Annotated in this window: 17 protein-coding genes; 10 read left to right on the plus strand and 7 right to left on the minus strand. The window is 68.3% G+C overall.

Translation table 11 applies throughout. The features are described 5' to 3' along the window. Nucleotides 1–29: 29 nt before the first annotated feature. Both ABD210_RS09925 and ABD210_RS09930 read right to left on the minus strand, forming a co-directional pair. Complete coding sequence (locus ABD210_RS09925) at nt 30–1,481, minus strand: MFS transporter (RefSeq protein ID WP_344110712.1); 1,452 nt, start codon at nt 1,479–1,481, stop codon at nt 30–32. Then, entirely contained in the window at nt 1,478–1,927 is a 450-nt protein-coding gene (locus ABD210_RS09930) for a MarR family winged helix-turn-helix transcriptional regulator (RefSeq protein WP_344110713.1), read from the minus strand. The genes ABD210_RS09925 and ABD210_RS09930 overlap by 4 nt, the downstream gene beginning before the upstream one ends. A gap of 167 nt (nt 1,928–2,094) precedes the next feature. Between ABD210_RS09930 and ABD210_RS09935 the strand changes: the two genes are divergently transcribed. After that, a complete protein-coding gene (locus tag ABD210_RS09935) occupies nt 2,095–3,174 on the plus strand; it encodes a hypothetical protein (protein WP_344110714.1) in 1,080 nt (359 codons plus the stop codon). Between the two features lie 13 nt (nt 3,175–3,187). On the opposite strand, the gene ABD210_RS09940 is transcribed toward ABD210_RS09935, so the two are convergent. Beyond that, nucleotides 3,188–4,660: an NCS2 family permease gene (locus ABD210_RS09940; protein WP_344110715.1), complete on the minus strand. Its 1,473-nt coding sequence runs from the start codon at nt 4,658–4,660 to the stop codon at nt 3,188–3,190. 79 nt (nt 4,661–4,739) lie between these two features. Here ABD210_RS09940 and ABD210_RS09945 point away from each other — a divergent pair, with 79 nt between their 5' ends. Beyond that, nucleotides 4,740–5,057, plus strand: a complete 318-nt coding sequence (locus ABD210_RS09945) for a DUF2530 domain-containing protein (protein WP_344110716.1) — start codon at nt 4,740–4,742, stop codon at nt 5,055–5,057. A gap of 33 nt (nt 5,058–5,090) precedes the next feature. Here the strand turns inward: ABD210_RS09945 and ABD210_RS09950 are convergent, their stop codons facing one another. Then, nucleotides 5,091–6,038, minus strand: coding sequence for a DUF3027 domain-containing protein (locus ABD210_RS09950; RefSeq protein WP_344110718.1), 948 nt, complete (start codon nt 6,036–6,038; stop codon nt 5,091–5,093). A 107-nt stretch (nt 6,039–6,145) separates the two neighbouring features. Between ABD210_RS09950 and ABD210_RS09955 the strand changes: the two genes are divergently transcribed. Further along, nucleotides 6,146–8,206, plus strand: a complete 2,061-nt coding sequence (locus tag ABD210_RS09955) for an MFS transporter (RefSeq protein WP_344110720.1) — start codon at nt 6,146–6,148, stop codon at nt 8,204–8,206. A gap of 12 nt (nt 8,207–8,218) precedes the next feature. Here the strand turns inward: ABD210_RS09955 and ABD210_RS09960 are convergent, their stop codons facing one another. Beyond that, entirely contained in the window at nt 8,219–9,811 is a 1,593-nt protein-coding gene (locus ABD210_RS09960) for an MFS transporter (RefSeq protein ID WP_344110721.1), read from the minus strand. A gap of 138 nt (nt 9,812–9,949) precedes the next feature. On the opposite strand from ABD210_RS09960, the gene ABD210_RS09965 reads away from it, so the two are divergent. After that, nucleotides 9,950–10,705 carry a TetR/AcrR family transcriptional regulator gene (locus ABD210_RS09965; protein ID WP_344110722.1) on the plus strand — a complete coding sequence of 252 codons (756 nt, stop codon included), beginning with the start codon at nt 9,950–9,952 and terminating at the stop codon, nt 10,703–10,705. Between the two features lie 95 nt (nt 10,706–10,800). On the opposite strand, the gene ABD210_RS09970 is transcribed toward ABD210_RS09965, so the two are convergent. After that, a complete protein-coding gene (locus ABD210_RS09970) occupies nt 10,801–11,184 on the minus strand; it encodes a cold-shock protein (RefSeq protein WP_344110723.1) in 384 nt (127 codons plus the stop codon). A 153-nt stretch (nt 11,185–11,337) separates the two neighbouring features. Then, nucleotides 11,338–12,822, minus strand: coding sequence for an ATP-dependent sacrificial sulfur transferase LarE (gene larE, locus ABD210_RS09975; protein WP_344110725.1), 1,485 nt, complete (start codon nt 12,820–12,822; stop codon nt 11,338–11,340). Between the two features lie 159 nt (nt 12,823–12,981). Here larE and ABD210_RS09980 point away from each other — a divergent pair, with 159 nt between their 5' ends. From ABD210_RS09980 to ABD210_RS10005, 6 genes are all read left to right on the plus strand, one after another. Then, a complete protein-coding gene (locus ABD210_RS09980) occupies nt 12,982–13,905 on the plus strand; it encodes a TauD/TfdA dioxygenase family protein (RefSeq protein WP_344110727.1) in 924 nt (307 codons plus the stop codon). 72 nt (nt 13,906–13,977) lie between these two features. Further along, nucleotides 13,978–14,583 carry a TetR/AcrR family transcriptional regulator gene (locus ABD210_RS09985; RefSeq protein ID WP_344110728.1) on the plus strand — a complete coding sequence of 202 codons (606 nt, stop codon included), beginning with the start codon at nt 13,978–13,980 and terminating at the stop codon, nt 14,581–14,583. Next, nucleotides 14,583–15,533: a R2-like ligand-binding oxidase gene (locus tag ABD210_RS09990; protein WP_344110729.1), complete on the plus strand. Its 951-nt coding sequence runs from the start codon at nt 14,583–14,585 to the stop codon at nt 15,531–15,533. Before ABD210_RS09985 ends, ABD210_RS09990 begins: the two co-directional genes overlap by 1 nt. Before the next feature lie 363 nt (nt 15,534–15,896). Next, a complete protein-coding gene (locus tag ABD210_RS09995) occupies nt 15,897–17,192 on the plus strand; it encodes an MSMEG_0569 family flavin-dependent oxidoreductase (RefSeq protein WP_344110730.1) in 1,296 nt (431 codons plus the stop codon). 10 nt (nt 17,193–17,202) lie between these two features. Then, entirely contained in the window at nt 17,203–18,027 is an 825-nt protein-coding gene (locus ABD210_RS10000) for an amidohydrolase family protein (protein ID WP_344110731.1), read from the plus strand. A 39-nt stretch (nt 18,028–18,066) separates the two neighbouring features. Further along, nucleotides 18,067–18,588, plus strand: a complete 522-nt coding sequence (locus tag ABD210_RS10005) for an MSMEG_0572/Sll0783 family nitrogen starvation response protein (protein WP_344110732.1) — start codon at nt 18,067–18,069, stop codon at nt 18,586–18,588. Nucleotides 18,589–18,593 lie beyond the last annotated feature (5 nt).

Below are 18,593 nucleotides of genomic sequence, written 5' to 3' on the forward strand. Positions count from 1 at the left end.
AGCGTGCCCAGCGACCGGTCCTCGGGCGGCTAGGCGACCCGCGGTCCGGCGTTCACGACCCGGTGTCCGGCGTCCGCGACCACGGGCTCGGCGTCCGCGACCACGGGTCCGGCGGCGGTGGCGGTGGCGGTGGCGGTGGCGGTGGCGGTGGCGGTGGCGGTGGCGGTGGCGGTGGCGGTGGCGGTGACCAGGGGTCCGGCGTCGACGGCGGCCTTGTCAGCGAGGAGCTCGGTCTGCGGGAGGACCTCCAGCCGCGGCCTGGGCAGCAGCCGGGGGCGGATCGCCAGGCCGCGACGCCTGGTGAAGTAGACCGCCGAGGCGACCGTGCCGAGAACGGTGAGCCCGCCCCCCACGATCAGGGAGTACCGGGCGCCGAACGCCTGCCCGACCCAGCCGATGAACGGCGAGCCGATCGGGGTACCGCCCATCAGGACGGTCATGTAGAGCGCCATCACCCGCCCGCGCATGGTCGGCTCGATCCCGAGCTGCATGGTCGCGTTCGCCGCGGTCAGCATCGTCAGCGCGGTGAATCCGACCAGCGGGAGCACCAGGGCGAACGTCAGGTACGTCGGCATCAGCCCGCTGACGATGTCCATCAGCCCGAACGCGATGGCGGCACCGATCACCAGCCGCGCCCTGGTCCGAACCCGCCGAGCCGCGAGCAACGCACCGGCCAGCGAGCCGATCGCCAGGATCGAACCGAGAATGCCATACCCGCCGGCGCCCTTGTGGAACGCCTGGGTCGCCATCAGCGCGGACGTCATCTGGAAGTTCAGCCCGAAGGTGCCCGCGAAGAAGACCGCGACCAGCACCATCATCAGGTCGGGCCGACGCCACAGGTAGCGCATCCCGTCCCGGATCATGCCCTTGTCGCGGGCGGCGACCTTGGGCGAGAACAGCTCCTCGACCCGCATCAACCGCAGCGAGATGATCACGGCCGCATAGGTCAACCCGTTGATCATGATCACCGGGCCGGTGCCGATCCAGTGGATGAGCAGGCCGGCCAGGCCGGGGCCGATCAGCCGGGCGGCGTTGAACGACGCCGAGTTCAGCCCGACGGCGTTGGACAACTCGTCGCGGCCGACCATCTCGACCACGAACGCCTGCCGGGTCGGCGCGTCGAACGCAGTACCGACACCGAACAGCAGGGCCAGGGCATACACCTGCCAGGCCTGGACGACGCCGGTCACGGTGAGGGTGCCAAGCACCAGGGCCACCGAACCCATCGCCACCTGGGTGAGCGTCAGCACCTTGCGCTTGGGGAAGCGGTCGGCCACCAGCCCGGCGTACGGGCCGAGAAGGAGCGCTGGAAGGAACTGCAAACCGGTAACGATGCCCAACGCCGTGCCGGAGTGGGTCAGCTCCAGGACCAGCCAGTCCTGGGCCACCCGCTGCATCCAGGTGCCGACGTTCGAGATGATCGCGCCGGAGGCGTAAAGACGGAAGTTGCGGACATGGAAAGCCCGGAAGGTCGGGCTCATCTGGCCGCCAGTCGTTCGAGAACAGGTGCTGCCTTGCGCAGGATGTCGCGCTCCTCGGGGGTCAGTTGCTTGAGTTTGGTCTGCAGCCACTCGTCGCGGCGCCGGCGGTTCGCATGGATCAGGGTGAGCGCCGCCTCGGTCAGCTCGACCACGATCTGGCGCTTGTCGGTCTCGTGCGGGCGACGGACCACCAGGCCCGCCTCCTCCATGTTGGACACGATCCGCGTCATCGACGGCGGCTTCACCTGCTCGTGTGCGGCCAGCTCGCCGATGGTCATCGCTTCGTGCTTGCCGAGGGCACCGAGCACGCTGAGCTGGTTGGCGGTGAGATCGTGGCCCTCCACCCGCTGCCGGCGGATCTGCCGGGACAAGCGAAGCGTGGAAGACCTCAGAGCACTGGCCAGCCCGACGTCACTCTTCACCTGCTGGGTCACGACTGAGGGCATACCGTTAGTTTAGCTCATTACCTTTGCTAAAGAAAATGAGAGCGTGCCGTACGCCGGACCGCCCCCGGGTGGATCCGGGCATGGGGCGGTGGCGAGTGGTTACTACCAGCGAGGGACGCGCTGTGTCCACGGCCAGTGACCAGGTGAGGGCACTAGGGTTCTCGGCCATGGGAACACCTGCGGAGCTGGCCCGGTATGAGCAGCGTTTCCGGCGTGCGGGACTGCCGTTGTTCATCGAGGACTTCTCGCCGACCCACGACATCTTTGCCCGGGCGACACCGCTCCTCGGCCTGGTCTTCATCGCGGAGATGCTCGGCGCGACCTCGCTGAACTGGCCGCTCTGGGTGAACCTGCTCGCGGCACTGGCCGGGCTCGCCGTCCTGATCGGCGGCTTCGGCCTGCTGAACGGGTTCCGCGGCCGTCGCTTCTGGTCCTTCCCGACCCGCTTCGGCATCCCCGAACTGGCGGCGTTCGTGTTGCTGCCGGCCCTGCTGCCGTTGGTGTCGGAATTCCAGCTCCGCCAATTCTTCGGAGTGGCCGCCGGCAACCTCGTCCTGCTCGGACTGGTGTACGTCGTGGTCGGCTACGGGCTGATCGGTACGACGCTGTGGGGGGTCCATCGTCTCGGCGCCGAACTGGCGAGCTCAGTCGCCAGCCTGGTCCGGGCGCTACCGCTGCTGCTGGTGTTCTCGCTGGTGCTGTTCGTCAACGCCGACATGTGGCAGGTCTTCGCCGCGATGCCGGTCGAGTTCATCGTCTTCTCGGCCGTCGCCTTCGCCTTGCTGAGCGGCCTGTTCCTGGTCATCCGGCTGCCGAACGAACTGGCCCGGATCGAGCGCGATGCCGGCTCCGGTCCCCCGCTGCGCGGGATCCAGCGGCTCAACCTCAGCATCAGCCTGGTGATCCGCCAGTGGATGCAGGTGTTCGTGGTGTCGACCGGTGTCGGCCTCTTCTTCGTTGCCTTCGGCATGCTCTCGATCAGCCGGCACGTCTACCGGCAGTGGGGTATCGACCCGGGCTCCTGGTCGCACGGCTTCACGTTGATGAACCACCCGATGGTGATCAGCGCCGCCCTGCTGAAGGTCGCCCTCGGGATCGCGAACTTCACCGGCCTGTACTACTCGATCTCGCTGCTGACGGACGCGACCTACCGGACCGAGTTCCTCGACAACCTCACCACCGAGCTCCGCGACCTCTTCACCGCCCGCACCGAGTATCTCGACCTCCGCAGCAGGCTCCTCGCCTAGGACCTCGTCGCGATCAGGTGAGCCAGTCGCCGAGCGGGCCGATCGCGAAGTACACGACGAAGAGGGCCGAGACGACCCACATCAGCGGGTGGACCTCGCGGGCCTTGCCGCGAACGAGCTTGAGCAGCACGTAGGAGACGAACCCCGCGCCGATGCCGGCGGAGATCGAATACGTGAACGGCATCAGGATGATGGTCAGGAAGGCCGGGATCGCCACCTCGAGATCGTCGAAGTCGATGCCCTTCACCTGGGTCATCATCAGGAACCCGACCAGCACCAGCGCCGGCGTGGCGGCCTCGTACGGAACGAGGGTGACCAGCGGCGCGACCACCATCGAGATCAGGAAGCAGATCCCGGTCACCACGCTGGCCAGACCGGTCCTGGCGCCCTCACCGACACCCGACGCGGACTCGATGTACGACGTGTTGCTGGAGACCGAGGCGGCTCCACCGGCTGCGGCCGCGACGCTGTCCACGATCAGGATGCGCTGCGCGTTCGGCGGGTTGCCGTCCTCGTCCAGCAGGCCCGCCTCCGCGCCGATCGCGGTCATGGTGCCCATCGTGTCGAAGAAGTCCGCCAGCATCAGGGTGAAGATCAGCAGGATCGCCGAGATCACGCCGACCTTCTCGAAGGAGCCGAACAGGTTGAACTCGCCGACCGTGTCCAGGTTGGGCTTGGTGAACCAGTCGCTCGGCAGCTTGGGCACGCTCAGGCCCCAGCCACCGGGGTTGTCCGCGGTCCGGGCGCCGATGTTGAAGATCGCCTCGAGCACGATCGCCAGCACGGTGGCCGACAGGATGCCGATCAGGATCGCGCCCTTCACCTTGCGCGCGTACAGCGTGATGATCAGCATCAGGCCGACCACGAAGACGAGCACGGGCCAGCCGCGAAGGTTGCCTCCGACACCTAGCTCGACGGGCGGACCACCCGCCGCGGCCGGACGGCGGACGAATCCCGCGTCGACCACGCCGATGAAGGCGATGAACAGGCCGATGCCGACGCTGATCGCCACCTTGAGTTGCAGTGGCACCGCCTCGAAGACAGCCCTCCGGAACCCGGTCAGCACCAGGATCAGGATGATGATGCCCTCGATCACGACCAGGCCCATCGCATCGGCCCAGGTCATCTTCGTGGCGATCGAGAACGCGATGAACGCGTTCAGGCCGAGACCGGCGGCCAGCGCGAGCGGGAAGTTCGCGACCACGCCCATCAGGATGGTGACCACCCCGGCGACCAGCGCCGTGGCCACCGCGATCTTGGCGATCGCGGCCACCGGGTCGGTGCCGCCCCCGACGTACTGTCCGGTGCCGTCCTTGACGGTGCCGATGATCAGCGGGTTCAGCACCACGATGTAGGCCATCGTGAAGAACGTGACCAGTCCGCCGCGCACCTCGCGGCCGAGCGTGGAGCCACGCTCGCTGATCTTGAAGAACGAATCGAGGAAGCTGGACCGGGAGCGGGCAGTGTCAGCCTGTGGCGAGCTCATGAGCGAATGGTGCCAGGTCCGGCCGACAGGTTGCGAGTGGTTCGGAAAAGCCGTGTCGCACGGGGTCTAAGGTGGGCACGTGGCAGAGCAGAACGAGACGCCCGTCTCGAAGAAGCGGACCGACCCGACCAGTCAGCTGGCGCGCGGTGAACTCGTGCACGCCGACGTCAAGCCGTTGGACCTGTCCGGGATCCCCACCGTGATCGTCGGGATCGTCGCCTGGGCCGTCGCGTTCGTGGTGGTGCTGATCTTCCGCGACGACCTGAAGAAGGACGGCAGGGAGTGGTGGCTGTGGGTCACCGTGGCCGGCTTCGGGCTGGGCTGGATCGGTCTGGCCTACTGCCGGCGCCGCTGGGCCGCCATCCAGGCCGGCCACCGGCCGGAGACCGGGGACTGAGGGCCCGGCGCCCGGGCCCGTGCTGGTAGGACCTCAGTTGTGGTGGTCGGCCTCTGACGCGGCCTCTTCGGCGACTTCTTCGACCTCGTCGTCGGACGACGGCTCGGCAGCAGCCTCGACCTCGGCCTGGACCGCGTCCGCCTCCTCGACGACGTCCACCTCGTTCTTGGCCGTGGCGCCTTCCTGTACTGCGTCGTCGGCTTCGCGTGCGGCGTTGCTCATCGCCAGCTCGTCGTACCCCGTGGTGTCGAAGGCGTGCTCGGTCGACGGGTGATCCGGTGCGTCGATGACCACGTCCGAGTGGGCTCCGCAGCCGTAGTCGTACGCCACGATCCGCCCGTCACCCGGCGCCATCTCGTTCGCACAGGCGCCGAAGGCCTGACCGAGGCTGTCCTTGAGGCGGATCCAGTAGCCGCACGAGTGGCACTTGTACGGAACCGCCTGCGCGATCGGGGATTCCGGGCCGAAGTCCCCGGCGTACCAGCGATCCGCTGCGAGCTCCCGCCCGTACTGCGAGAGCACGCGCTCGCGGCCGAGGCCGAGCTCCTCGACGACCTCGAGCACGTCCTCCGGCGCACCGGTGTCGGTGAATCCGGGCTCCAGCCGCGGGTCGTCCGGCAGAGTCGGGAACAGGTCACCCGGACGGAGATCGCCGGGCTGGACGCGCTCCGACCACGGCACCCACTCCGGCGCGACGATCGCCTCGTCGCCCGGCAGCATCACGACCTCGTTGACGGTGATGTTCTTGGCGCGCGCTGCACGCGTCACCGTCACGGCCCAGCGCCAACCCCGGTAGCCAGGGTGGCTCGAGGCGAAGTAGTGCGTGACGAGCCGCTCACCCTCGACCTGACAACCGAGGTACTCCCCGACCTGCGCGGCGCCTGCCTCGGCGATCGCGGCCTCGCGGGCAGGCTCGACCGACGCGACGCAGATGGCGTCGGACTTGGCACGGACCGGTTCCGGAGTCTTGACGGGAGTCACAATCGGTCATTCTCGCACGCATCCCGGCCAGACCCGAACCGCACCGGCGCGGAGCCCGAGTCGCGCCGCGCCTGCGCGCTGTCCCCGGCACAGGGCAGGATGGGGTTATGGAAAGTCCTGGTCCCACGGATCCCCGGGAACACCGGCGTCCAGGCACGCGCCCCGGCCGGAGCACGCCGCCCCCAAGTTCGCGCAACTCACGAACCGGCGGTCCTTCGGGGGCCGGGCCCGGCGGGGACGACAAGGGCGCAGGTGAGCGGCTCGGCAGTGCGGGTGAGCGGCTCGGGAATGCGGGTGAGCGGCTCGGGAGTGCGACCAAGAAGTTGGGCAGCGCCGGCAAGAAGTTCGGGCGTGCGTCGAAGGTCGGGGCCACCGGGTTCGCGGCAGCCTCGGTCAAGACCGCCAACGTCACCGGCCGTGTGGGCAGGGCCACCGGTCGCCGCATCCGCGGTCTGACCGGTGCACAGGGTGCGAACGAGTCCGGCCTGTCCCGACTGATCGAGCTCGGCGCGGTCAACGCAGCCGGCGACACTGCCTTCGCGGTTTCCCTGGCAGGCACGGTCTTCTTCGCCGTACCGAGCTCACAGGCACGCGATCGGGTCGCGCTGTTCCTGTTGCTGACGATGGCGCCGTTCGCGTTGATGGCCCCGCTGATCGGGCCGATCCTGGACCGGTTCCGGCACGGCCGCCGCTGGGCGATCGGGGCCACGCTCGGCCTGCGCGGCTTCCTCGTCTGGAGTCTCGCCGCTTCCATCTCGGACAGTTCCACCTGGCTCTATCCCGCGGCACTCGGCTGCTTGGTCGCGTCGAAGGCCTACGGCGTCACGCGCGCATCCGCGGTGCCAAGGCTGTTGCCGAAGGACGTCACCCTGGTGACGGCCAACTCGCGCATCTCGCTGGCGGGCCTGGCCGGCGCCACCATCGGCGCCGGAATCGCAGGCGCGTTCGCCGCGATCGGCCCGCAATGGTCGCTGCGCTGGGCCGCACTCGTCTACACCGTCGGCCTGGTCCTCGCGATCCGCCTGCCGAGCCGCGTCGACTCCCCCGCGGGCGAGGAGATGACCGGCGCCGCGGGCCGGGACGCCCGGCGCCGGGCGATCACCGCGGCGGTCTCTCGAGGGATCCGGTGCAACCTGGGGCTGCGGTTCGTGTCGGGCTTCCTGACCATGTACCTCGCGTTCCTGCTCCGGGACCGGCCGATCAGCGGACTGAACGGCGCCTTCGCCGCAGGTGCCGTGATCGCCGCCGCCGGAATCGGCAACAGCCTGGGCACCCTCACGGGATCGTTGCTCAAGGCAAGAAAACCCGAGGCCGTCGTGCTCGTCGTACTGCTCGCGGACGCGATCGTGGCGGTCTGCGTGGCGGTGCTCTACGGCTTCCCGATGCTGATCGTGCTCGGCCTGGTCGCCGGACTGTGCAGTTCACTGGGCAAGCTGTCGCTCGACGCGATGATTCAGCGAGACGTCCCGGAGACCGTCCGTACCTCGGTGTTCGCCCGCTCCGAAACCGTGCTCCAACTCGCCTGGGTGATCGGTGGCGGCTGCGGCATCCTCCTTCCCCTGATCCCGCGCCTCGGCTTCGGCTTCCTCGCCGCGGTTCTGGTGATCGTCGTGGTCCTGGTCATCCGCCACAAGCCCTCCACCCCCGCGCCCCCAACCCGCACCCACGGCGGACCGCTCCGGCCCGGTGGACCGGGTGGCCTCGGTAGCCCTGGCGGTCCTCCCGACTCGCGTGGACCGAGCGGCTCACCGGAAAACCACGAGACCCGCCCGGTCTCGACGGTCCACGACCCCGAAGCAACCACCCGCACCATCCTGACCAGCCCCGACGACCCGACCCGCCCAGAACGCCGCCCCACACACGGCGGCAGCAACTCAGCAGACCCGCGAAGCGGTGGCCCAGCTCGCCACGACGAACCCACGGTGGAGCTCCGCTTCGACCCGTTCGCCGACGACTCCGACCGGTCTCGACAGGGCGCGGAGGAGCGACAGGACAAGGCGCCGGGTGCGGCCGTCGGCCGATGGTGGAGTGGTCAGCCGGACGATGACGAGACGGTCGAGGACGAAGCGCCCTGGGCAGCCGAGCCGACCCTGGAACGCGAGCCTGGACCCTCCCGGCGACGGCGGTCGGGCCCCGACACCGGCACAGGCCGCCGGCCACCACGCTGATCACCCGAGCACTCAGCTGATCGACATCTGCTTGCCTTCAGCAACAACCTCCTGATCCGTGCCGGCTTCATCCTTGGGCGATGCCGAGGTGGCCCTGCCGCGGAGGATCAGGGTGACGGTCACTGCGGTCATGCCGAGCATCAAGGCGCCTACTACGGCGACCACGTTCATGCTGTGGCTGAAGGAGGTGCGGGCTCCCGCTAGTAGGAGGTCGCCTAGCTGGGAAGGGAGTTGGGCGGCGACTGCACTGGCTGCTGGTAGACCCTCGTGAGCGGCTGAAGCGATGCTGGCGGGAAGACCAGACGGCAGGTGCGTGTCGAGGTCGCTCCGGTAGGCCGCAGTACCGATGCTGCCGAGTACTGCGATGCCAAGCGCGCCGCCGAACTCGCTGCAGGTTTCCATCAGCGCGGACGCCGATCCAGCGCGCTCCGGTACCACCGCTCCGACAACAGCCTCTGTCACCAGTGACATCACCATCACCAGGCCGGCGGCGAGCAGGCCCGAACCGGCCAGCAGCCAGACGAGCGCCGAGTCCGCGTGCACCTGGGTCAGTACGCCGAATCCGCCCGCCGCGACGACGAACCCGGCACCCAGCACGTAAGCCCGGTCGATCTTCTGGGCGAGCGCCGCACCGAGAGGTGCAGCGCCGCCAACCACGACCGACGGGACGAGCGCCCACAGCGCCGCCTTCAGCGGGCTCATGCCGAGCACCAGCTGCAGGTACTGCGTCATGAATACGGCGTTGCCGAGCAGCGCGAGTGTCCCGATGGTGTTAGCGGCAAGGGCACCGCTGAAGGCGCGGTTGCGAAACATCGCCAGCTCGATCATCGGGTGCGCCGCCGTCCGCTGCCGCCGGATGAACATCACTCCGAAGACCAGACCGACCACGATGCTGACCACGGGCATCGCCTCGAGCCCGTGTGCTGCGAGTTCCTTGATCCCCCAGATCACCGGCAGCACCGCTGCCAGGGACAGCACCGAACTGATGAGGTCGAAGCGGCCTTTGGCAGCAGTCTTGAACTCGGGCAGCAGGACTGGCGCGAGCACCAGCAGCAGCACCATCGCCGGGGTGTTGATCAGGAACACCGAGCCCCACCAGAAATGCTCCAGCAGGAAGCCGCCGAGCACCGGACCGAGCGAGATCCCGCCCAGCATGACCGCGCTCCAGAACGCGATCGCCTTACTCCGCTGACCGGCGTCGTGGAACATGTTCCGGATCAGCGCCAGCGTCGACGGCATCAGGGTGGCGCCGCCGATCCCGAGCACCGCGCGGGCGGCGATCAGCTGCTCCGGGTTCTGCGCGTACGCCGCGGCGACCGAGGCGACGCCGAACGCCACGGCGCCGACGATCAACAGCCGCCGCCGGCCGATCCGGTCACCGAGCGAGCCCATCGTGATCAGCAGCCCGGCGAGCACGAACCCATAGATGTCGAAGATCCACAGCTGCTCGGTCGCCGACACCCCGAGGTCTTCGCTGATGAACGGGACCGCGAAGTACAGCACCGACACGTCCATCGAGACCAGCAGCAACGGCAGCGCCAGCACGCCGAGCGCGATCCATTCCTTCCGTCCGGCCTTCTGACCGACCGGCTCCGGTGTGCTCATGACGCCCTCCAGCTGATCTGTGTATGACGCACACTGTGTGCGCGATACGCAGACCGTAGCAGGCATTTGTCTGCGACGTAAACAGATAGACTTGGGGAAATTATCCGGAGCCAGCCGGACGCGTCAGGAGGCACGACGATGAGTCAGACGGCGGACGAACTGCCGCGGGTGTTGCAACTGCTCTGGGGACTCGAGGGGCCGGCACGGCCGGGGCCGAAGCCGACGCTGCAGATCACCGACATCGGCAGGGCCGCGGTCAGGCTCGCCGACGCGGCCGGCCTCGGCGCGGTCTCGATGAACAAGGTGGCGGCCGAGCTCGGCTTCACCACGATGTCCCTCTACCGGTACGTCGACTCCAAGGACGACCTGTACGTCGTGATGGTGGAGGAGGCCTTCGGGACGCCGGACCCCGTTGACCCGAAGGCGGACTGGCGAGCCAGGATCACCCAGTGGGCGGTGATGGTGCGGGACGCGATCCACCGGCACCCGTGGATCCTGCAGGTACCGGTGTTCGAGCCGCCGCTGTCCCCCAAGCAACTGCTTTGGATGGAGGAAGGGTTGCGTGCGTTCGAGGGGACGCCGCTGACCAACCCGGACCGGCTCTCATCCATCGTGCTGGTGAATATCTACGTCCGCGGCGTCACCCAGCTGACCGCGAACCTGTTCGTGAACCAGGCCGACAAGACCGAGAAGGAGGCCGACCAGCTCTATGCCCAGCGGCTGATGATGCTGGCGACTCCGGAGAGGTTCCCGGCCATCGCCGCGACCTTCGAGGACGGCACCTTCGACGACGGCAGCGACTTCGACGACGACGAGTTCGAGTTCGGCCTCACCACCGTGCTCGACGGCATCGAGGCCCTGATCACCCGCCGCGCCGCCGGCACCCGACGCTAACCCCCGCCCGGTCCAGCCGGGGGCCGCCGAGCTACGGCGGCTTACCCAGCTTCGACCAGGGAACCCGCCTCAAGCCGGGAGACCCGGTCTGGTGGTCAGACGTCGAGTTTGTCCGCGACGCCGCGGAGAACCGTGGCCACGCTGCGGGCGGTCTTGGGGTCGGGGTGGCGGCCGCGGCCGTAGCCCTCGCCGACGCTGTCGAGGAGCTTGATCAGGTCCTCGATCACCAGCTGCATCTCCTCCGGCTTCGGCCGCATCGCCTTCGCCACCGACGGCGGCGGGTCGATCAGCCGGACCTGCAGAGCCTGTTCACCCTTGCGGCCCTCGACGACGCCGAACTCGACTTTCTGGCCCGGCTTGAGGCTGGTCACTCCCGCCGGCAGGGCCTCCGCCCGGACGTAGACGTCCCCGCCCTCCTCCTTGCTGAGGAAGCCGAAACCCTTCTCGGAGTCATACCACTTGACCTTGCCAACAGGCACGGGAACCTCTTCGATGTCAATCGTCGGAACAGGACGGAAAGGCTGTCCGGACGGGCTGCCCGGGCCGGCTACCCAGCGTACGTGAACCGAGCCAGCGGCGCCTCAGTGAATCTGCGGGCCGTGCCGATCATCGGGCCCGATCGCACGCCTGAATCAGCGGAAGCGCTCGGGGTCTGGGAGGCGCTCGTTCATCGAGCCGGAACGGAAGCCCCGCGCGTCGACGGCCGCGGCCGTGAAACCCTCGGCGCGCACCAGTTCCACCAATGCCGCGGTGTCGACTGTGCCGAGCAGGCCGGCGTCGATCTCGATGCTGGCCGACTCGCCGAGATCCCGCACCCGGACGTTCTGTACGCCGTACTGCGTGAGGTGGTTCCGGACCGCCTGCTCGGCGCGGTCGACCCGGGCGAGCAGGTTCGGCGTGATCCTGATGCCGTAGGCGATCCGGCTGGACAGGCACGCGGCGGCCGGCTTGTCCGAGGTCTCCAGGCCCCAGCTGCGGGAGGTCTCGCGGATCTGCGCCTTCGTCAGCCGGGCATCGCGCAGCGGCGTGATCGCGCCACGCTCGAAGGCGGCCCTGATGCCCGGCCGGAAGCCGGCGATCGCGTCATCCGCGTTCGTCCCGGTGGCGATCGCATCGATCCCGAACTCGTCCGCGATCGGCTGCAGCGTCTCGACGAGCTCGGCCTTGCAGAAGTAGCACCGGTCGCCCGCGTTGGCCTGGTATCCCTCGCGGTCCATCTCGTGCGTGTGCGGAGTGACGTGCCGTACGCCGAGGCTGTCGGCGAACCGTGCGGCGGGCTCCAGCTCGGCGACGGGAAGGCTCGGGCTGACGGCAGTCGCCGCAACGACGTTCGCCGGGCCGATCGCCCGTGCCGCAGCAGCCAGCAGGAAGGCCGAGTCGGCGCCGCCGCTGAAGGCGACCACCATGCTCTTGTAGCCGGCCAGCCGCTCCATCAACGCCTCCAGCCGCTGCTCGAGCACGTACTCGTCGAGCCAGGCGGGGAACTCAGTCAGGTCATTCAGTACGACGTCGGCGCCATAGGCGCGCAGCTCGTCCGCCGAGAACGGGCCGGTCGCGACGCTGACGGCGACGGCACCGGCAGCGCGGGCGCCGTCGATATCCGCGGTGTGGTCGCCGACATAGATGGTCGCCTTGTGCTCCCGCAGCGCGATGCCCTTGTCGGCACCGTGCAGATCACCGACCGGCTCGTCGACATCCAGGCCGAGGTGGTCCAGGTGGTGCTTCACGCTCGGGGCGTACTTGGCCGACACGACCACCGTGCGTCCACGCAGTGCCCGGATCGCGGCCAGCGACTCGGCGACGCCCGGCAGGGGCAGGCTGCCCGTGATCGCGTAGTTCGGGTAGTGCTCGCGGTATCGCACGACCATCGCGTCGATCTGCTCCGGCGGGAACCAGTTCGCCATCTCCCAGTCGAGCGGCGGGCCGAGGCGGCTGACCACCAGGTCGGTGTCGATCGGTACGCCGGTCTCGGCCGCGAGCAGGTCCCAGACAGCCTGGATCCCCGGCCGCGAGTCGATCAGCGTCATGTCCAGGTCGAAGCCGACGACAAGCTCCGGCACGTCGGTACTCAACGGACCGGCACTGGCGGAACTGGGCTGGATCTCGGCGGTTGACACGTCCCCAACCCTACTTGTTCCTGCTCCGGCAGCTTCCGGCCCGTCGTGGTGCTGAGACCGCCAGGGCCCCGGTCTCGAATCCCGGACAGGCCCCTAAGTCTAGTAATTCAGTAGGAATATAGACATTGACCGGATCGCCAGCCCCGAGGGAGTCAGACCATGACCACACAACTCGAAGCACCTACGACCACCGTCACCAAGGTGGGCGCGGCAATCGGCGCCGTCGTCGGGAACGTCCGGCTGGGCGGCGACCTCGACCCAGGCACCGTCGCCGCCATCCGCCAGGCGCTGCTGACCCACAAGGTGATCTTCTTCCGCGGCCAGGAGCACCTCGACGACGCCGGCCAGCTCGCCTTCGCGAAGCTGCTGGGGACGCCGACGCTCGCGCACCCGACCTCGAAGAGCCTCGAGAGCAGCGAGCACGTGCTGCCGATCGACTCCGACTACGGCAAGGCGAACAGCTGGCACACCGACGTCACCTTCGTCGACCGGATCCCCGCGATCAGCCTGCTCCGCGCTGTCACCCTGCCCTCGTACGGCGGGTCCACCAGCTGGGCGAACACCGTTACGGCGTACGCGAACCTGCCTGTTCCGCTGCAAGCGCTGGTGGATCGCCTGTGGGCCGTGCACAGCAACGTTTACGACTACGCGGGCCGGGTCGACGAGACCCGGATCGGCGGCGTGGACGTCAAGGTGCAGACGCACCGCGAGCAGTTCATCTCGCAGCTGTTCGAAACCGAGCACCCAGTGGTGCGGGTGCACCCGGAGACCGGGGAGCGGGCATTGGTGCTCGGCCACTTCGTCCGGCGGTTCGTGGGGTTGAGCTCGGCCGAATCGACCCAGCTCTTCCAGTTGCTGCAGAACCGCGTGACCAATCTGGACAACACCGTCCGCTGGCAGTGGCAGCCCGGTGACCTGGCGATCTGGGACAACCGAGCGACACAGCACTACGGGGTCGCCGACTACGACGACCAGCCGCGCCGCTTGCACCGCATCACCCTGGCCGGTGACGTCCCGGTGAGCCTGGACGGCGTCCGCAGTACGGCGCGCACTGGCGACGCCACGCACTACTCCGCAGTCTGAGCCGAATTGACATTTCAGGTCCAGATGTCCCGACTCTTGACATCTGGACCTGAAATGTAAATCCTCTCCTGCATGGACTCCTTCATCGAGCGGACCAAGCGGAGGTTGCGGGACGAACTGCTCGATGCGGCGTACGACGCGATCGTGGCCGGTGGGTACGACGGCCTCCGGATGGCCGAGGTGGGTCGCCGCACGGGGGTGTCGCGGCAGACCGTCTACAACGAGTTCGGCGACAAGTGGGGTGTGCTGCAGGCGGTCGCCGCGCGGGAGACCGAGCGATTCCTGCTCGACGTGAACAGCGCGCTGGCCGAGCACACCGACCCGATCGACGGCCTCCGCGCCGCGGTGGAACGCGCCCTCACTCTGGCGTCCGACAACCCACTGGTGAAGGCGGCCCTCGGTGCGCCTGGCTCGGACCAGGCCAGCCAACTCCTGACCACCCGCGGCCAGCAAGTGCTCGAGCTGAGCCACCAGCGCCTGGACGAACACGTCCGCGAGCACTGGCCGGAGGTGCCGGCCGAGGACGCGACCACCTGTATGGACGTCGCGCTGCGCGTAGTACTGAGCCACATCGTCAACCCCGGTGCGGCTCCGGCCGTCGTCGCTGATCAGGTCGCCCGGGTGCTAGGTCCCTTTCTCAACACAGTTGACAACAGTCTCAGCAGCAGGAGGCAGTGATGACGAATCCACTTCACCGGCAGGGTTTCAGCTCGCTCCAGGCGGGCGGGCTCAACTGGGACGCGCTGCCGCTGCGCCTGTTCGACAAGGGCAACAGCAAGTTCTGGAACCCGCGCGACATCGACTTCAGCCAGGACGCGAAGGATTGGCAGGACTTCACCGACAACGAGCGCGACAACGCGCTGATGCTGTGTGCTCAGTTCATCGCCGGCGAGGAGGCTGTCACCGAGGACATCCAGCCTTTCCTGCAGGCGATGGCCACGGAAGGCCGGCTCGGCGACGAGCTGTACCTGACCCAGTTCTGCTTCGAAGAGGCCAAGCACACCGCGGTCTTCCGGATGTGGCTGGACGCCGTCGGCGTCACCGAGGACCTGCACCGGTATGTCGAGAACAACCCCGGCTACCGCGCGATCTTCTACGAGGCCCTGCCGGTGGCGCTCAAGTCGCTCGCGGACGACCCTTCTCCCGCCAACCAGGTGCGGGCTTCGGTGACCTACAACCACGTAGTAGAAGGCACTCTGGCTCTCACCGGCTATCACTCGTGGAACCTGCTCTGTGCGGGCCGCGGCGTACTGCCCGGCATGCAGGAGCTCATCCGCCGCATCGGTGACGACGAACGCCGCCACATGGCGTGGGGCACGTTCACCTGTCGCCGCCATATAGCCGCGGACGGGTCCAACTGGAAGGTCGTCACCGACACGATGGAGGAACTGCTCCCGCACGCGCTCACCCAGATCCAGTGGGCACTCGACAACATGCCGGAGATCCCGCCGGAGATCGACCCGACCGCACTGATGACGTACGCCGGCGACCGGGCCACCCGCCGCCTGGGCGCGATCGAATCAGCCCTCGGAGCCGACGTGACCGGGATCGACCTCGACTACTCCCCCGAGAGGCTCGAAGAAGTCTTCGGCGACGAAGACTCCGCCGCCCTCGCCGCCGTCCGCTAGCCCGCGGCGGTTTCCGGCGCCAGGTCCCCCGCTTGAGGCGTACCGACCGACAGGAAGATGTCGCTGTTCCGCTTGCCCAACCCCGCCCGATACGCGTGGGTGCCGCGGCGGACTGCGACATCTTCCTGTTCGTCCGTACGCCCATAGCCCGACCGAGGGCTTACCTCGTCTGGCCATCGTGCGTCCCTTCCCCGCTGATCACTTCAGAGCTCAGGGGCCCCACCAGTCCGCGGACGTGGTAACCCACGCGAAACGTGGAAGGCCGATTCGGAAACGTGAGTTTGTTCCGGAGGCAATCGTGCGGCAATCGGGCGGCTCTTCACTGGATGACATCCAGGCAGCACCGATTTCCCGGGAGACGAGATGCCCCAGCTCACCATTTCCGACGGCGCGCACTATCCCGTCGTCGTGGTCGGTGGCGGCCAGGCCGGACTGGCGACCAGCTGGCAACTGACCGCGCGCGGTCTGGATCACGTTGTCCTGGAGGCGCATCGGGTCGGCAGCGAGTGGCGCAACCGTAGATGGGACTCGTTCTGCCTGGTGACGCCGAACTGGCAGTGCCGGCTCCCGGGCTTCCCGTACGACGGGGCCGATCCCGACGGGTTCATGGTCCGGGACGAGATCGTCGCCTACCTCGAGAACTACGCGAGCTCGTACGACGTACCGCTGGTCGAGGGGGTTCGCGCGACCGGGCTCGAGGAGTGTGCCCAGGGATACCGGGTCAGCACCGACCACGGAGTACTGACGGCCGATCAGGTGGTGCTGGCGACTGGTCCCTACCAGCGGCCGCGGGTCCCGCGGATGGCCGAGCGACTTCCGTCCACGCTGACGCAGTTGCACTCCTCGCAGTACCGCAATCCTGAGCAGTTGCCCGCGGGTCACGTGCTGGTGGTCGGCACCGGGCAATCGGGCTCCCAGATCGCCGAGGATCTGCACCTGGCCGGCCGCAAGGTTCACCTGGTGACGGGGAGCGCGCCGCGGGTGGCGAGGTTCTACCGTGGCAAGGACGTGGTGGCGTGGCTGGACGAGATGGGCTACTACGCCAAGGGAATCGACGAGTTCGACGACGTCGACTCGGTGCGGTTCCGGGTCAACCACTACGTCACCGGACGTGACGGTGGCCGCGACATCGACCTGCGCAAGTTCGCCACCGAGGGCATGCGCCTCTACGGCCGGCTGATCGACATCGCCGGTGAGCGGCTGCGGTTCGCCCCGAACCTGCGAGCCAACCTCGACCACGCCGACGCTGTCTGCGAAGGCATCAAGGACTCGATCGACGCCTACATCGACCTGCTCGGCATCGAGGCACCCGAACAGGCCCGCTATCGACCGGTCTGGGAGCCGGAGATCGAGGAGGAGAGCCTCACGCTGGACGGGATCACCTCGGTCGTGTGGAGCACCGGCTTCCGCCGCGACGACTCGTGGATCCGCGTGCCGGTCTTCGACGGCCGCGGCTATCCCACCCATCATCGCGGCGTGACCGCGCGGCCAGGGCTGTACTTCATCGGCCTGCCCTGGCAGCACACCTGGGGATCCGGCCGGTTCGGCGGTGTGGCGGACGACGCGGCGTACCTGGCGGACCAGATCGCGGCCCGTCGGATGCAGACCGGCGTGCGCTGGATCGCAGGCCTGCCCCGAGCCACCAAGACCGTTGCGTAAGGCAATCGATATGTCGACACAGCTCTGTGACGCGCACCGCCATCTCGGCGTGCTGCCCGCCTACCCCTTCTACGGCGGCCCGGCCGTCAACCCCGACATCACCGCGCGGGCCACCATCGACGACCTGATCAGGGATCTCGATGCCGAGGGCACCGACCGGGCACTGGTGATCCCGAACTACGGCGTGCCGGATGTCGCCGTCTCGTTCGCCTTCAACGACCTGGTGGTCGAGGCGGCGGCGCGGGACGACCGGATCCGGGCCGGACTCTGGGTCTCACCGCGCCCCCAGGACGCCGTGCCGACCGCGAAGGCGCTGAACCTCGCCGGCGAGGAAGGCGTCCGGGTGCTCAAGCTGAGCTTCCTGCTGGGCGGTCATCCCACCGACGAGGCGGTCAAGCCGCAGCTCGACGAGATCTTCGCGACGGCCGCCGAGCACAACCTCGTCGTCCACGTCCACACCTCACCCGGCGCGGCCTCGGACATCGACCACATCGGTCACCTGGTCGAGACTTACGCCGACCAGGTCCCGCTGCACCTCGTCCACTTCGGTGGCGGGATGAGCGGCCACATCAAGCTGATCGGTTCGCGGTTCTTCGACTGGATCGAGGCCGGCAAACGCGTCTACACCGATCTGTCCTGGGCGATCGGCTTCGCCCCGGCCTGGCTGGCGGCGGAGATCGAGCGCCGCGGTATCGGCCACGACCGGGTGCTGTTCGCCAGCGACCAGCCCTGGGGCGACCACGCCGGCGAGCTGGCCCGGCTGCAAGCCGCGATGGGAGACGGCGAGCTCGGCGAGCTGGTCTTCCACCGCACCTTCGAACACCTCTACGACTGACCCACCACGCACCCCACACCCCAACCAAGGAGTACAGAAATGCCCGAACTGGCCGAACTGACCGAGCTCGAGACCAAGAGCCTCGGGGAGATCCCGCACCCGTCGCTGCCGCAGGGGTCCAGCATCTACGGCGGCACCAAGGTGTTCCCGGACTACACCGCCGAGGACGGCGAGACCTACTTCACCCTGGTGCACGGCATCGCGCACGAGTCCTCGGTCAGCTTCGTCGCGATCCTGCAGGCGACCCGCGCACAGCGCAAGGGCTTCGAGTCGGCGATCTACTTCTACGGTCCCGGCTCGCTGAACTGCCTGGCCACCCGCGGCTTCCCGACCACCGGGAACTCGGCGTTCCCGGGCGAGCACAACATCAACGAATCGCTGAAGACCTTCATCGCCGAGGGCGGCAAGGTCTACTGCTGCCGGTTCGGGCTGTCGCTGCACGGCGCCCGCGAGGAGGACCTGATCGAGGGCGTCATCCCGACGCACCCGCTGGACGTCCAGGACGCGCTGATCCACTACGCCCGCAAGGGCGCCATCATCAACTCGACCTACATGTTCTGAGAGGT

Source organism: Kribbella alba, assembly GCF_039529635.1.
In the GTDB taxonomy this organism is placed as follows: domain Bacteria; phylum Actinomycetota; class Actinomycetes; order Propionibacteriales; family Kribbellaceae; genus Kribbella; species Kribbella alba.

Bases quoted from the DNA above. Each gene is read 5' to 3' on its own strand.
- ABD210_RS09960 (WP_344110721.1), bottom strand. From the start codon at position 9,811: ATGAGCACACCGGAGCCGGTCGGTCAGAAGGCCGGACGGAAGGAATGG.
- ABD210_RS09965 (WP_344110722.1), top strand. From the start codon at position 9,950: ATGAGTCAGACGGCGGACGAACTGCCGCGGGTGTTGCAACTGCTCTGG.
- ABD210_RS09955 (WP_344110720.1), top strand. From the start codon at position 6,146: ATGGAAAGTCCTGGTCCCACGGATCCCCGGGAACACCGGCGTCCAGGC.
- ABD210_RS09990 (WP_344110729.1), top strand. From the start codon at position 14,583: ATGACGAATCCACTTCACCGGCAGGGTTTCAGCTCGCTCCAGGCGGGC.
- ABD210_RS09935 (WP_344110714.1), top strand. From the start codon at position 2,095: ATGGGAACACCTGCGGAGCTGGCCCGGTATGAGCAGCGTTTCCGGCGT.
- ABD210_RS10000 (WP_344110731.1), top strand. From the start codon at position 17,203: ATGTCGACACAGCTCTGTGACGCGCACCGCCATCTCGGCGTGCTGCCC.
- ABD210_RS09925 (WP_344110712.1), bottom strand. From the start codon at position 1,481: ATGAGCCCGACCTTCCGGGCTTTCCATGTCCGCAACTTCCGTCTTTAC.
- ABD210_RS09985 (WP_344110728.1), top strand. From the start codon at position 13,978: ATGGACTCCTTCATCGAGCGGACCAAGCGGAGGTTGCGGGACGAACTG.
- ABD210_RS09980 (WP_344110727.1), top strand. From the start codon at position 12,982: ATGACCACACAACTCGAAGCACCTACGACCACCGTCACCAAGGTGGGC.
- ABD210_RS09940 (WP_344110715.1), bottom strand. From the start codon at position 4,660: ATGAGCTCGCCACAGGCTGACACTGCCCGCTCCCGGTCCAGCTTCCTC.
- ABD210_RS09995 (WP_344110730.1), top strand. From the start codon at position 15,897: ATGCCCCAGCTCACCATTTCCGACGGCGCGCACTATCCCGTCGTCGTG.
- ABD210_RS09930 (WP_344110713.1), bottom strand. From the start codon at position 1,927: ATGCCCTCAGTCGTGACCCAGCAGGTGAAGAGTGACGTCGGGCTGGCC.
- ABD210_RS10005 (WP_344110732.1), top strand. From the start codon at position 18,067: ATGCCCGAACTGGCCGAACTGACCGAGCTCGAGACCAAGAGCCTCGGG.